The organism is Bradyrhizobium sp. NBAIM08, assembly GCF_020193935.1.
In the GTDB taxonomy this organism is placed as follows: Bacteria; Pseudomonadota; Alphaproteobacteria; order Rhizobiales; family Xanthobacteraceae; genus Bradyrhizobium; species Bradyrhizobium yuanmingense.
In genome coordinates this window covers 64,937-79,114 of sequence record NZ_JADYVR010000010.1, presented here as the reverse complement: position 1 = coordinate 79,114, position 14,178 = coordinate 64,937, and the positions used below count along the sequence as shown (strand labels likewise).

The 14,178-nt window shown below is 64.7% G+C and carries 12 protein-coding genes; 6 read left to right on the top strand and 6 right to left on the bottom strand.

The window, feature by feature from the left end:
* Positions 1-3 precede the first annotated feature (3 nt).
* Positions 4-1,359, top strand: coding sequence for a hybrid sensor histidine kinase/response regulator (locus I6F37_RS28715; RefSeq protein ID WP_225153468.1), 1,356 nt, complete (start codon positions 4-6; stop codon positions 1,357-1,359).
* 102 nt (positions 1,360-1,461) lie between these two features.
* Here the strand turns inward: I6F37_RS28715 and I6F37_RS28710 are convergent, their stop codons facing one another.
* Positions 1,462-1,977: a MarR family winged helix-turn-helix transcriptional regulator gene (locus I6F37_RS28710; protein WP_225153352.1), complete on the bottom strand. Its 516-nt coding sequence runs from the start codon at positions 1,975-1,977 to the stop codon at positions 1,462-1,464.
* Positions 1,978-2,126: 149 nt separating this feature from the next.
* Here I6F37_RS28710 and I6F37_RS28705 point away from each other — a divergent pair, with 149 nt between their 5' ends.
* Positions 2,127-2,804 carry a VOC family protein gene (locus I6F37_RS28705; RefSeq protein ID WP_225153350.1) on the top strand — a complete coding sequence of 226 codons (678 nt, stop codon included), beginning with the start codon at positions 2,127-2,129 and terminating at the stop codon, positions 2,802-2,804.
* A 36-nt stretch (positions 2,805-2,840) separates the two neighbouring features.
* Here the strand turns inward: I6F37_RS28705 and I6F37_RS28700 are convergent, their stop codons facing one another.
* From I6F37_RS28700 to I6F37_RS28680, 5 genes are all read right to left on the bottom strand, one after another.
* Positions 2,841-3,542 carry a response regulator transcription factor gene (locus I6F37_RS28700; protein ID WP_050996263.1) on the bottom strand — a complete coding sequence of 234 codons (702 nt, stop codon included), beginning with the start codon at positions 3,540-3,542 and terminating at the stop codon, positions 2,841-2,843.
* A gap of 115 nt (positions 3,543-3,657) precedes the next feature.
* Positions 3,658-4,350 (bottom strand): response regulator transcription factor, encoded by a 693-nt coding sequence (locus I6F37_RS28695; RefSeq protein ID WP_225143332.1) that lies wholly within the window; start codon positions 4,348-4,350, stop codon positions 3,658-3,660.
* Between the two features lie 153 nt (positions 4,351-4,503).
* Positions 4,504-5,700: a transporter substrate-binding domain-containing protein gene (locus I6F37_RS28690; RefSeq protein ID WP_225153348.1), complete on the bottom strand. Its 1,197-nt coding sequence runs from the start codon at positions 5,698-5,700 to the stop codon at positions 4,504-4,506.
* A gap of 167 nt (positions 5,701-5,867) precedes the next feature.
* Complete coding sequence (locus I6F37_RS28685) at positions 5,868-7,583, bottom strand: PQQ-dependent methanol/ethanol family dehydrogenase (RefSeq protein ID WP_063824126.1); 1,716 nt, start codon at positions 7,581-7,583, stop codon at positions 5,868-5,870.
* A gap of 249 nt (positions 7,584-7,832) precedes the next feature.
* Positions 7,833-8,282, bottom strand: coding sequence for a carbon monoxide dehydrogenase subunit G (locus tag I6F37_RS28680; RefSeq protein WP_057030258.1), 450 nt, complete (start codon positions 8,280-8,282; stop codon positions 7,833-7,835).
* A 714-nt stretch (positions 8,283-8,996) separates the two neighbouring features.
* Here I6F37_RS28680 and I6F37_RS28675 point away from each other — a divergent pair.
* The 4 genes from I6F37_RS28675 (at position 8,997) to I6F37_RS28660 (ending at position 14,042) form a co-directional block, all read left to right on the top strand.
* Positions 8,997-9,482: a (2Fe-2S)-binding protein gene (locus I6F37_RS28675; RefSeq protein WP_036016131.1), complete on the top strand. Its 486-nt coding sequence runs from the start codon at positions 8,997-8,999 to the stop codon at positions 9,480-9,482.
* An 82-nt stretch (positions 9,483-9,564) separates the two neighbouring features.
* Positions 9,565-11,907 (top strand): xanthine dehydrogenase family protein molybdopterin-binding subunit, encoded by a 2,343-nt coding sequence (locus I6F37_RS28670; RefSeq protein ID WP_225153346.1) that lies wholly within the window; start codon positions 9,565-9,567, stop codon positions 11,905-11,907.
* Between the two features lie 13 nt (positions 11,908-11,920).
* Positions 11,921-12,721, top strand: a complete 801-nt coding sequence (locus tag I6F37_RS28665; protein ID WP_225153344.1) for a xanthine dehydrogenase family protein subunit M — start codon at positions 11,921-11,923, stop codon at positions 12,719-12,721.
* Between the two features lie 208 nt (positions 12,722-12,929).
* A complete protein-coding gene (locus I6F37_RS28660; protein WP_225143290.1) occupies positions 12,930-14,042 on the top strand; it encodes a CaiB/BaiF CoA-transferase family protein in 1,113 nt (370 codons plus the stop codon).
* Positions 14,043-14,178: the final 136 nt, after the last annotated feature.

Here is a 14,178-nt window from a genome sequence, read left to right as displayed (position 1 = left end):
GACATGTGGCAGGGCCCCGATGCGGTCGACCAGCTTAGGCGCGAGGCCGCCAAGTTGAGGAAGATCAATGCCGCGCTGATGTCGCGCGTCGAGCGCTCGATGGACCAGCAGCTCAACGCCTTTTCATTGTTCGAAACCGCCATCGCGCTCGACAACAAGGTTCGGGACCGGACGCACCAATTGCGCGAGGCGCTGCATTCGGTCGAGCGCGCCAATGAGGGACTCTACCGCGCCAAGCAGCAGGCAGAGGCGGCAAGCTCGCTGAAATCCTCCGTGCTGATCTCGGTCACCCACGATCTGTTGCAGCCGCTCAACGCGGCGCGCCTGACCCTGTCCGCACTGACGGAGATGATGGAGTCGCAGGAAGCGGGCGTGCTGATCGACCAGGCGAGCCGCTCGCTGGTGATGCTGGAGGACCTGCTGCGCTCGCTGCTGGAGATCGCCAAGCTCGATTCCGGCGCGCTCAAGCCCGACGTGCGCGCGATCGCGCTGGCCCCCCTGTTCGAGCAGCTCCGCAACGAGTTCGAGCCGATCGCCGCGCGGCAAGGCCTGTCCTTGCGCATCCGCCCCTCTCAGCTCGCGGTGATGTCGGACGCGATGATGCTGCGGCGGATCCTGCAGAACCTGCTCGCCAATGCCATTCGCTATACCCGCAGCGGCGGCGTCGTGATCGGATGCCGGCCGCGCAGCGGGCAGATCTGCGTCCAGGTCTCCGACACCGGACCCGGGATCGCGCAGGCGCAGCAGGAGGCGATCTTCCGCGAATTCCAGCGCGGCGATGCCAACGCGGCCGACCAAGCCGGCTTCGGGCTCGGCCTCTCCATCGTCCGCCGCTTCGCCAGCGAGCTCGGGCACGAGGTGCGGCTGTCGTCACAGCTCGGCAAGGGATCGACCTTCACCCTGGAGCTGGAGCCGGCCGACCTCACTGAAGTCGCCGACGAGGTGCAGGAGGTCGCGCCCGCCGCGCGGCACTACGATTACAGCGGGCTCGAAGGCGCCAAGATCCTGCTGATCGAGAACGATCCGAACGGCTCGGAGGCGATGGCCGCGCTGCTGGAGGGATGGGGCTGCGACGTCGCGACCACGCGATCGGGTGCGGACGCGCTCGTGCGCCTCAGCGAGCTCGGCGGCGCGCCCGATGTCGTGATCGCGGACCTCCATCTCGACCACGGCGAAAGCGGCCTGTCGGCCATCACCGACGTGCGGGAGCATTTGAAGCTCGACACGCCCGCCATGATCATCACCGCCGACTATTCCGAACAGGCGGCGAAGCAGGCGAGCCTGCAGGGCCTCGAAGTGCTGAAGAAGCCGATCAAGCCGGCCGAGATGCGGGCGCTGCTGTCGTTCCTGCTGAGCTGAAGCGCGGATGATCTTCGCCTCGTCTTCCTTGCGGCGGGGCTATCGGACGTAGCCAAGACAAAAATGTCGAAAACAACCCCATGCAAAGTAGACAGGGGCCTGTCACTCCTCCTCCATCGCCTTGATTAGATTGTCGCGGAGCTTGACGACGCTTTTCTGCAGCCGCGCGAACTCATCGGGCTTTAGTCCGCTCGACTTCACGAGATTCATGTGCATGCCTTTCTCGCGGAGGCGTCGGCCGGCGTCGGTGAGACTGACGCGCACCTGCCGCTCGTCGGCGGGATCGCGCTGGCGGCGCAAATAGCCCGCCGCCTCGAGCTTTTTGAGGATCGGCGTCAGGGTGTTAGATTCCAGGAACATCTTGTCGCCGAGTTCGCTGACGGTTTGGTCGTCCTGCTCCCACAGCGCCACGATCGCGATCCACTGGGGGTAGGTTAGGCCGAGCTCATCGAGGCCCGGCTTGTAGGCTCGTCCGTAGGCGAGGTTGGCCGAATAGATCGCGAAGCACAGGAAATCGTCGAGGCGCCGGTCGCCCTCGGCCCGTTTCGGCTGATTGGTCGTTGAATCATCTCTGGAATCGTCTCTGAATTCGGCTCTGGGACCGTTCTGCAGGCTCATGGGGGGTGCCCTTTCCAACACGGACATGTGAAACTCCGCGTGCATATATATCGTGTCCGATTAAATCGGAAGGTTGACATTGAGGCTCCAAGGTACTTTATATCTCGTACACGATTATATCGTAAACGCTATAATTCAGGAGAGAAGCAATGCCTGCCCCCGATGCAAATGAAACCACCCAAGCGCCAACGATCGACATGAAGCTCGAAGTCGTCGTCATCCCTGTTTCGGACGTCGATCGCGCCAAGAAGTTCTATGCGAACCTCGGATGGCGGCTCGATGCCGATTTCGCCGGGCCTGACGACTACCGCGTCATCCAGTTCACACCTCCCGGCTCCCCCTCCTCGGTCATTTTCGGCAAGAACGTGACCGCGGCGGAGCCCGGCTCCGCCCAGGGTCTGTACCTGATCGTCTCCGACATTGAAGCCGCGCGAGACGATCTGCGCGGTCGCGGCGTCGAGGTCAGCGAAGTCTTCCACGCTGAAGGCGACGTCCACACCGGACCCGACGAGCCTTATCTGTTCGGGCGCCGTCGGATTGCTGGTCTGGATCCCGCACGCGCCAGCTATCGCTCGTACGTCTCGTTCAACGATCCCGATGGCAACGGCTGGCTGTTCCAGGAGATCACCACGCGATTGCCGGGACGCGTAGAGGCAGCAGGAACAACATTCACCTCCTCGTCCGAGCTCGCGAGCGCGCTCCGACGTGCGGCTAAGGCACACGGTGAGCACGAGAAGCGGAACGGCGGTCAGTACGATGCGAACTGGCCGGACTGGTACGCCGACTACATCGCTCGCGAGCAAGCCGGCCAGCCGCTACCGGCTTGAACCGCGGCTCGCCTCGTTCCGACGAATGACACCGGATTATCCTGAGGGCGGATCGGCCTGCGAACGCTCCCCCTTCAGGCCGGCGCCTTCGCCGGCCAGGGTCGCGAAATCGATCCGGGACATTTCGACGATGGCCTTGGTGCGGCTGAGCACGTTGAGCTTGCGCAGGATGTCGGAGACGTGGACCTTCACCGTGGTCTCGGAGATGTTCAGCTCGAAGGCGATCTGCTTGTTCTGCAGGCCGCGTTTGAGCATTTCGAGCACGCGCAATTGCTGCGGCGTCAGCTCGTGCAGGCGTTTCAGCAGATCCTGCGCCGGGCCGGCGGCGCGTTGCGGGCGGACGAGCCCGCGATAGGCGGCTGGGACACAGACCGCACCGCGCAGCACCTCGCCGATCGACTGCGCCAGCTCCTGCTTGGAGGACGATTTGAGGATGTAGCCGGAGACGCCGAGCGACAAGGCGCCGGCTATGATCTGCGGATCCTGATGCCCTGATACGATGACGACGGGAATCCTGGGAAAGGCCTTGCGGATGCGGATGATGCCGGAAAGGCCCGTGGTGCCCGGCATCGACAGATCGAGCAGGATGAGGTCGAGCTCGGCAGCCGCCGCGGCCTGCTCGAGCGCACCGTCGATCGACGTCGCCTGAAGGATCTCGGCCGCCGGCGCCGCCATCTGGAGCGCGCCCTCCAAGGCTTCTCGAAACAACGGATGGTCTTCGACGATCAGAAATCGCATCACGCGTGAGCCATTCTCGGTTGATTGGCCAGATGATCGAAGGGTTCGACGCCGAAACGAGAATGTCGCAGCCGGACCAGACCGGTTTGATCCAGATCAAGCAGGATATTGCGCGTCATTGCGGCCGCCCGCGGTCGGCCCGCGCATAAGGCCGGGCCTTGGGATCCGGCAGGTCCACCTTGCCGATCTCGATGATCGCCTTGTTGCGGCTGAACAGGCCGAGCTTGCGCAGAATTTCGGTGATATGCGCCTTCACCGTGGATTCGGCGAGCTGAAGCTCCTGGCCGATCTGCCGGTTCGGATAGCCGCGCCGCAGCAGATCGAGCACGCGAAGCTGCTGCGGCGTGAGCTCGCGCAGCTTGACCTCGAGCGCCTTGCTGGCCTCGGCCCGACGCCGCTGCGACGTTACCACGAAATCCTTCGGCACCGACACCGATCCGTTCAGCACGCCCTCGATCGACTGCGCCAGCTCGCGCTTCGACAGCGACTTCGGCAGAAAACCCGCGGCCCCAAGCTCCAGCGCCTCGCGAACGACGCGCTGGTCCTCCTCGCTCGACACGATGGCGACGGGCAGGCGTGGATGGGCCTCGCGCAAGCGCAGAAAGCCGGAGAAGCCGGTCGCATCGGGCAGCAGGAGGTCGAGCAGCGCGAGGTCGATGCCCTCGCCCTGCTCGGCCGTCAGGATGTGAAGGGCGTCCTCGATCGACATCGCTTCGACAATCCGCGCCTCCGGCAAGGCCAGCCGCACCGCATTACCGAGGGCCTCGCGAAACAGCGGATGATCGTCGATGATCAGGAAGCTGGTCATGGCGCCTTCACGGGACTGCACCGCCGAATGCTGCACCGTACGGGCATCCGCCGCCGTAGCGAAAGAGGCGGAACCATCCGGCATCAATCCGGCACCGGGATGGCGCCGGATGAACGCTACCACATCCTCCCGATTGGGTTCGGTCAAGACCGTTCAATCGTTCGATTCGACCTGGACCGTCAGCAGGAAGGAATAGATGCTGTTGAACTGGTCTTCGGTATAGACCTCCTTCCAGGCCGGCATGCCCTTGTTCGGCCGTCCCTCCTGCACGGTGGTCAAATATTTCTCGCGCATCTCGTCGCCGTAGCGGTGACGCAGCAGCCGCAGATCGATCTTGCGCTCGCTCTGGATCGCATCGGGACCGTGGCAGTGGGCGCAGGTTCCGTTGAAGATCTCCTTGCCCGCGCCGACGGCCTCAAGGCCCGGCGCGACCGCATCGCCCTTGGTCTCGGTCGCCACGACATTGGCGACCTGGGCGACGCCGGCTCCACTTCCCGTACCCGTCGTCACCGGCGCTGGCGTCGGCGCTGCGCCGAAGCGAGCCGGCGCGCCGCCCGGCAAACCGTATTTCACGGCGAGCTCGCCGATCTTGCCCTGAAGCTGCGGCAACACGGCATTGACGCGGTCGCGCAACTCGGTCGAGGCCTTGGCAAAGCCGATGGCGGCATCCCATGACAGGCCCTCGCCCTCGGTGAGCTCGATCTGGTAGCGGCCGTCGTAGCTGGTCTTGTTCAGCCAGCCGGCGACCGGTCCCCAGATGAAGGCGACGTCGGCCTTGCCCTGGTCGAGCGCCTGCATGCCCTCCTCGGGCGACAGCACCGTCACTTTCTGGATGTCGTCGCGGCTGGCGAGCAGGTTTTGCGGCGTGCTGGCGAACTGCACGGCGACACGCTTGCCCTTGAGGCCGTCGATGCCGCCGACCGCCGCGCCCTTCGCAGATTCCTTGGTGGCGACGAGGGCATAGCCCTCTTTGGCGATGGCGTCGGAGAAGATCACGGCCGGGCCCATGAAATCTGCGGACCTGGGCAGCCCGATCATGGCGTCGCATTGCTTGCCGAGCAGCGTGACCCGCACGGTGCGCTTGCCGAAATAGGATTTGTACCAGTCATAGGCGATCGGCCGGCCGAGCGCCTGCGCCAGGGCCTGCCCGATCTCGACATAGAAGCCCGGCTTCGACGAACTGTCGCTGGAGAATGGAAGGTTGGTCGGATCGGCGCAGAGACGGAACGGTTGCGCCTCGTTGGCCTGCAGCGGCGAGGCCGGAACGATCAGCGCCGCGGCGGCACATGCGAGCAGGCCTGCGATGGCGCGATGTCGGCTCGCACCGGTGGCGGAGTGATTCGGACGCATCCTCGTCTCCCTTGGCGTTTCGCTTGACGTTTCTCTTGGCGTTGCCGTTGTTGCGCCGGAGCTTGTTGAGCCAGGCGCGGCGGCACCAGGCACCGCCCGATGCCGCAGCTAAAGTCCGGAGAAAGCGCGCGCGTATCCCGTCACCTCGAGGATACGCGCGCGAGTTGTCACTGGACGGAGAACACGAAGAGCGAGCCGCCCTCGGGGGCTGCGGCCGTCATCTTCTTTCCTACCTCGCCCAGGAACGCAGGCAGCGCAGCGGTGCGGCCGACGACGATGGCGACATATTGCTTGCCGTCGACCTGATAGGTCACCGGACCTGCGCCGATGCCGGAGCCGAGATTCTTGCTCCACAGCACCTTGCCGGACTTCGCATCGATGGCACGGAAGTCGCCATGGATGTTGCCGGCAAACACGAGGCCGCCGCCGGTGGTCAGCGTGCCGCCGTTGAAGGGCAGGTCTTCCTTGATCGACCAGACCTTCTTCTGCGCGACCGGATCCCAGGCGACGAGCTCGCCGAGGAAGCCGCCGGGGCCTTCCTTGGTCGGGAATTCGGCGCCGAGATAGAACACGCCGCGCTTGTAAGTGACGTCGCTGACCGACCAGTCCATGCAGACGTTGTTGGACGGGATGTAGACCAGGCCGGTCTGCGGGTTGAACGACATCGGCTGCCAGTTCTTGCCGCCGATCAGGTTCGGGCAGATGTCCTTGGCGGGATGGCCCGGCCCCGGACGCTTGTCGGGATCCTCGACCGCGCGCATCGTGGCGACGTCCCACTTCTTGGCCCAGTTGGAGAACACGTATTTCTCCGCCGACAGCACCTTGCCGGTCTCGCGGTTGGCGACGAAGAAGAAGCCGTTGCGGTCGGCCTTCATCAGCGTCGGAACGGTGCTGCCGCCGATCTTGAGATCCGCGAGCACGGCTTCGTTGACGCCGTCATAGTCCCAGGCGTCGGCCGGCGTGGTCTGGATGTGCCACTTGATCTTGCCGGTGTTGGGATCGAGCGCGAGCGTCGAGGCCGTGTAGAGGTTGGTTAGCTTGCCGAAATTGCCGTCGCCGGTCGAACGCACCGCCGTGTTCCACGGGGCGGGATTGCTGGTGCCCCAATAGACCGTGTCGGTCTTCGGATCGTAGGAGCCGACCAGCCAGGCCGCGCCGCCGCCATGCTGGGCGGAGTCGCCCTTCCAGGAATCGCCGCCGGGCTCGTCCGGCGAAGGAACGGTGTAGGTCTGCCACACCTGCTTGCCGGTGTTGATGTCGAAGGCCAGCAGCGCGCCGCGCACGCCGTATTCGCCGCCGCCGAAACCGGTGATGACCTTGTCGCGCACGACGAGCGGCGGCGAGGTGATGACCGAGCCCTGCTTGTAGTCGACCACCTTCGCCGTCCACAGCGACTTGCCGGTCGCGGCATCGAGCGCGGTCAGCTTGCCGTCGAGGCGGCCGACGAAGATCTTGCCGTCGGCGTAGGAGACGCCGCGGCTGTTCACGTCGCAGCAGGCGTATTGCAGCACGTCCTCGGGAATATCGGGCTCCCAGGTCCATTTGCGCTGCCCCGTCGCCGCATCGAGCGCATAGACGTATTTCGGACCCCACGAGCTCGAAACGTACAGCGTGTTGCCGATGACGATCGGCGAGGATTCGTTCGAACGCAACGACGCCAGCGAGAAGGAGTAAGCGAGCGTCAGCTTCCCGGCGTTCTCGGTGTTGATCTGCTTGAGCGGGCTGAAGCGCGTGTTGCCGTAATCGTGGCCGGCAACGGCCCATTGATTCGAATCGGATTGCGCGTTGAGCACCGAGTCGTTGGCGCGAACGCCCGGTGTAACGGCGGCGAGCATCGCAATCATGGAGATGCCGGCCAAGAAGCCCTTCGTTCCAAAGGTCATGTATTCCCTCCGCGATGTTGTTGTGCACGCCTCGTTGGGCGCCTGAGCGCACTGCGCTCGTGATGCGCAGTTCGCCTGCGAGCCATCGTTCGAAATTACAGCATCGCCGTTTCGCGCTTAGTATAGGCGGAAGGTAGTAGTGCAAATCATCGGCGGCTTTCGCCGCTCATCTTGTTGTCGCGCCTTGCGTCCTGCCCTTGTTTTGCAGCTTGAAATGCGCGTTCGAATGAAGGCGGCATCGCGCATCAATCACGATGATGGCGCTACCACGCCGGCGAGATTTTCGAAGAAGCTCGCGGCGAGTTTTCGCGACGTCGAGTCGATCAATCGCGAGCCGAGCTGTGCGAGCTTGCCGCCGATCTGCGCATCGGCCTCGTAGTGCAGGATGGTGACGTCAGGGGCTTCTTCTTCCAGCCTGACCTTCGCGCCGCCCTTGGCAAAGCCGGCGACGCCGCCGGCGCCCTCGCCGACGATGCGATAGCCGTTGGGCGCATCGATATCGGTCAGCGTCACCTTGCCGCTGAACGTCGCCTTCACCGGCCCCACCTTCAGCACCACGGTCGCCGTCATCTCGGTCGGCGATGCCATCTCGAGCGATTGGCAGCCGGGAATGCAGCGCCTGAGAATTTCGGGATCGTTGAGCGCGGCCCAGACCTTTGCCTTCGACGCCGGGATCCGCTGACTGTCGTTCATCTGCATCGCTTCCACCCTTGTTGCCGCTGCCTGTACAGCTCGACTAGGGGGACGGGCGGCTGCGATCTATCGCCAGGAAGTAGTAGTCCTGCTTTCCGGACCTCTCATTCACGCGATGTCATTCCGGGGCGCGCCTGTTGGCGCGAACCCGGAATCCACTTCCCCGCGGACTCTGCGGCCCGATGGATTCCGGGCTCCCTCGCTCCGCTCGGGCCCCGGAATGACGCAGTGGGTTGTTGGAAGCGCAACACGCGGGGCGTCCTAACCCACGCGGCTCGACGGCGGCACTTCGCTGCATTGCCGTAAGCAAAATCAATGGCTTAAGTCGTCTCGTCCTACTACCAAGATCGCGATTACAAAGGCGGGGGCGCATGCTCCTATTCGCGCAACGAGCACGGCATTAAAGGGAGGAGCGACGCACGACCGGGCCTAGGTCCAGGGCAAGCGGCGAGATGACCACGGCACGCGCGACCAGCTCACGCGCCTATTGCGGCGGCAGCGAGCACGCCATCGCAGATGCTAGCTGCGACTTTCCGTGTGTCTCCCACAATGTCGCAGCACGTTATGGCGGCGGCACGAGACGTCGTGGCCGAATCGCAGATCGGCGACCGTCATCACGATGACCCTTCCATGACCGCGGTCAGCAAAAACCCAGTTGCAAAGTTTCGTTTGCGCTGTCTCTAATTAGAACCAATCAAAATAACTTTGGGAGGACTTCAAGTGTCTACAGTCAAACTGACGGTCAACGGCAAGGCCGTTGCTGTCGATGTCGAGGACCGCACGCTGCTGGTCCAGCTCCTGCGCGATCACCTCAACCTGACCGGGACCCATGTCGGCTGCGACACCAGCCAGTGCGGCGCCTGCGTCGTGCACATGGACGGCCGCGCGGTGAAATCCTGCACCATGCTGGCGGGGCAGGCCGATGGCGCCAGCGTCACCACGATCGAGGGCATCGCCAAGGGCGACGAACTGCACCCGATGCAGGCCGCCTTCCGCGACAATCATGGCCTGCAGTGCGGCTATTGCACGCCGGGCATGATCATGTCGGCGATCGACATCGTGCACCGCCATGGTGGACAGCTCGACGAGGCGACCGTCCGCACCGAGCTCGAAGGCAATATCTGTCGCTGCACCGGCTATCACAACATCGTCAAGGCGGTGCTGGACGCCGCCGGCCGCATGAAGGTCTCGCAGGCGGCCGAGTAAGCGGCGCGCCTCGAAACAAGAACAACCGTCGCAGCCGTCGATGGACGGCGCGATCAAGGAAATTTCCGGTCGGGAGGACCAGATGGGTGTTGAAGGCATCGGCGCACGCGTCGTGCGCAAGGAAGACAAGCGTTTCATTACCGGCAAGGGCCGTTACGTCGACGACATCAAATTGACGGGTATGACCCATGCCTATTTCATCCGCAGCCCGCACGCGCACGCCAAGGTCAAGAAGATCGACTCGTCCGCGGCGCTGAAGATGCCGGGCGTGGTCGCGGTGCTCACCGGACAGGAGCTGGTCGACGATAAGGTCGGCAACCTGATCTGCGGATGGGCCATCACCTCCAAGGACGGCAGCCCGATGAAGATGGGCGCATGGCCGGCGATGGCGCCGGAGACGGTGCGCTTCGTCGGACAGGCAATTGCCGTCGTGATCGCCGACAGCAAGAATCTCGCGCGCGACGCGGCGGAAGCCGTCGTGGTCGACTACGAGGAGCTCCCCGCGGTCGCCGACATGCACGCCGCCATCAAGCCCGGCGCGCCGCAGCTTCATCCTGAGGCGCCCGGCAACCAGGTCTATGATTGGGTGATCGGCGACGAGGGCGCGGTGAATGCCGCCTTCTCGAAAGCCGCCAATGTGGTGAAGCTCGACGTCACCAACAACCGCCTCGCGCCGAATGCGATGGAGCCGCGCGCGGCGATCGCCGATTACGACACCGCGGAGGAGCACTTCACCCTCTATACGACGTCGCAGAACCCGCACGTCGCCCGTCTCGTGCTCTCGGCGTTCTACAACATCGCCCCCGAGCACAAGCTGCGCGTGATCGCGCCCGACGTCGGCGGCGGCTTCGGCTCCAAGATCTTCATCTATCCCGAGGAGATGGTGGCGCTGTGGGCCTCGAAGAAAGTCGGCCGTCCCGTCAAGTGGACCGGCGACCGCACCGAAGCCTTCCTCACCGACGCGCATGGCCGCGATCACATCACCCATGCCGAGATGGCCTTCGACGCCAACAACAAGATCATCGGCCTCAAGGTGAAGACCTACGCCAATTTCGGCGCCTACATGTCGCTGTTCTCGTCCTCGGTGCCGACCTATCTCTATGCGACGCTGCTGTCGGGCCAGTACAACATCCCGGCGATCCATGCCGAGGTGATCGGGGTCTACACCAACACCACGCCGGTCGACGCCTATCGCGGCGCGGGCCGGCCGGAGGCGAGCTATCTGATCGAACGGTTGATGGAGACGGCGGCGCGGCAGCTGAACGTCGATCCGGCCCAGCTGCGGCGGACCAACTTCATCACCCGGTTCCCGCACCAGACGCCCGTGATCATGGCCTACGACACCGGCGACTTCAACGCATCCCTCGATGCGGCGATGAAGGCGATCGACTATGCCGGCTTCCATGCCCGCAAGGCCAAGGCGAAGGCCGACGGCAAGCTGCGCGGCATCGGCGTGTCCTGCTACATCGAGGCCTGCGGCATCGCGCCGTCGAAGGCGGTCGGCAGCCTGGGCGCCGGCGTCGGCCTCTGGGAATCGGCCGAGGTGCGCGTCAATCCGGTCGGCACCATCGAGATCCTCACCGGTTCGCACAGCCACGGCCAGGGTCACGAGACCACGTTCTGCCAGCTCGTCGCTGAGCGCCTGGGCGTTCCGATCAGCCAGGTCTCGATCGTCCATGGCGACACCGACAAGGTGCAGTTCGGCATGGGCACCTACGGCTCGCGCTCGGCGGCCGTCGGCCTCACCGCGATCCTGAAGGCGATGGAGAAGATGGAATCCAAGGCCAAGAAGATCGCCGCGCATGCGCTGGAGGCGTCGGAGGCCGACATCGTCATCGAGAACGGCGAGTTCAAGGTGACGGGCACCGACAAGGCGATCGCCCTGCCGATGGTCGCGCTCGCGGCCTATACGGCGCACAATCTGCCTGACGGGATGGAGCCGGGCCTGAAGGAGAGCGCCTTCTACGACCCGACCAACTTCACCTTCCCGGCCGGCGCCTATATCTGCGAGCTCGAGGTCGATCCCGGCACCGGCAAGACCTCCTTCGTCAACTTCGTCGCGGCGGACGATTTCGGCCGGCTGATCAACCCGATGATCGTCGAGGGCCAGGTCCATGGTGGCCTCGTGCAGGGCATCGGGCAGGCCTTGCTCGAGCATGCGATCTATGATGCCAACGGCCAGCCGGTCACGGCCTCGTTCATGGATTACGCCATGCCGCGCGCCGACGACGTGCCGTCGTTCAACCTGTCCCACACCACGACGCTGTGCCCGGGCAATCCCTTGGGCATCAAGGGCTGCGGTGAGGCCGGCGCGATCGGCGCATCGGCGGCCGTGATCAACGCGATCACGGATGCGATCGGCAAGAACAACCTGGAAATGCCCGCAACCCCTGACAGGGTGTGGCGCACGATCCACGCGGCTTAAGGGAGGACCGAAGATGTACCAGACCACCTATCATCGCGCCTCCTCGGTCGACGAGGCCGCCAGCCTGTTCGCCAAGGGTAGCGAGTCGAAGTTCCTCGCCGGCGGTCAGACGCTGCTGCCGGTCATGAAGCAGCGCCTCGCAGGTCCCTCCGACGTCATCGACCTCGGCAGGATCAAGGAGCTGCAGGGCGTCGAGCTGTCAGGCGACACGCTGACCATCAAGGCTGCGACGACCTATTACGACATCATGACGAATGCCGACGTGAAGCAGGCGATTCCTGCAATCGCCTACCTCACCTCCGTGCTCGGCGACCCCGCCGTGCGCTACCGCGGCACGATCGGCGGCTCGATCGCCAACAACGATCCGGCCGCGGATTTCCCGGCGGCGCTGCTCGCGCTCGGCGCCACCGTGAAGACCAACAAGCGGTCGATTGCGGCGGATGATTTCTTCCAGGGCCTGTTCACGACGGCGCTCGAAGACGGCGAGATCATCACCGCCGTGTCATTCCCGGTGCCGGCAAAGGCGGGCTACGAGAAGATGCGGCATCCGGCCTCGCGCTTCGCGCTGACCGGCGTGTTCGTGGCGCAGGCCAAGTCGGGCGAGGTTCGGGTCGCCGCCACCGGCGCCTCGCAAACCGGCGTGATGCGGGTGGGCCCGATCGAGGCGGCGCTGAAGGCGAACTGGTCGCCATCGGCGATCGACAGCGTCAGCATCTCGGCGAACGGATTGCTGGCCGACATCCACGGCACGGCGGAATATCGCGCCAATCTGATCAAGGTGATGGCACAACGCGCGGTCGCTGCTGCGCGCTGACAGTTCGACTTAGCGTCTGCACGCAAATTTTCCGCGGCGCGCACTTCGGTGCGCGCCGTTTTATTTTGGCCATGCGGCATCAAAACCGCTTGCCTCGCTGGCGTGAAGGCGAGAAAAGTTAATCGGCCGATTAACTCGCTCAACAGAAGAAACGTCAGAGGCGATTGCCGATCGCCGGCATCCGTCCGCGACCCGAGGAAACAACAACGTGCTCGACAAACCCGCCCCCACCTCCTCCGTCCGCGCTTCCGGCCCGCTCTCGGGCTTCCGCATCGTCGAATTCGCCGGCATCGGGCCCGGTCCGTTCGCCTGCATGATGCTGGCCGACATGGGCGCCGACGTCGTCACGCTCGACCGCGTCGGCGCGAAGAAGAGCATGAAGTCGGTGGCCGGGCGCGGCCGCAAGGTGATCGAGCTCGACCTCAAGGACAAGGCGGCGATCGCGCAAGTATTGGATCTGCTCGCGAGCGCGGACGCGCTGGTCGAGGGTTTTCGCCCCGGTGTGATGGAGCGGCTCGGCCTCGGGCCGGACGTCGTGCTCGCACGCAACCCGAAGCTGGTCTATGGCCGCATGACCGGTTGGGGCCAGGAAGGCCCGCTCGCCAACGCCGCCGGCCACGACATCAATTACATCTCCATCACCGGCGCGCTCGCCGCGATCGGCACTGAGGAAGCGCCGGTGCCGCCCCTCAATTTGGTCGGCGATTTCGGCGGCGGTGCACTCTATCTCGTCGTCGGCGTGCTCGCAGCACTTCTGGAAGCGCAGAAGTCGGGCAAAGGCCAAGTGGTGGACGCGGCGATGTGCGACGGCGCGGCCTCGCTGATGTCGTTCTTCTTCGACATGACCACGATGGGACGCTGGACCGAGGAGCGCAACCAGAACTTCCTCGACGGCGGCGCGCATTTCTACGGCGTCTACGAATGCGCCTGCGGGCACTTCGTCTCGATCGGCTCGATCGAGCCGCAATTCTACGCGCTGCTGCGCGAGCACGCCGGCCTCACCGACGCCGATTTCGACGCGCAGATGGACCGCAAGGCCTGGCCAGCGCTGAAGGAGAAGCTGAAGGCCGTGTTCAAGAGCAAGACGCGCGAGGACTGGTGCAAGATCATGGAAGGCACTGACATTTGCTTCGCGCCCGTGCTGACCATGTCTGAGGCGACACAGCATCCGCACATGGTCGCCCGCAACGTCTTCATCGAGCGTCACGGCGTGAAACAGCCGGCCCCGGCGCCGCGGTTCTCGCGCACGCCCTCGGCCGCGCGCGAGCCGGAGGCGGCGGAGATCGGGGCGGTGATGAAGGCGTGGCAGGCGCCGAAGTAATTTCCGCGGTCACTCCGGGGCGCGCGGAGCGCGAGCCCGGGATCCATAACCACAGTCGCGTAGGGTGGGCAAAGGCGCGAAGCGCCGTGCCCACCTCTTCGCATCAATTGGGCAGGACGTGGGCACGCTTCGCTTT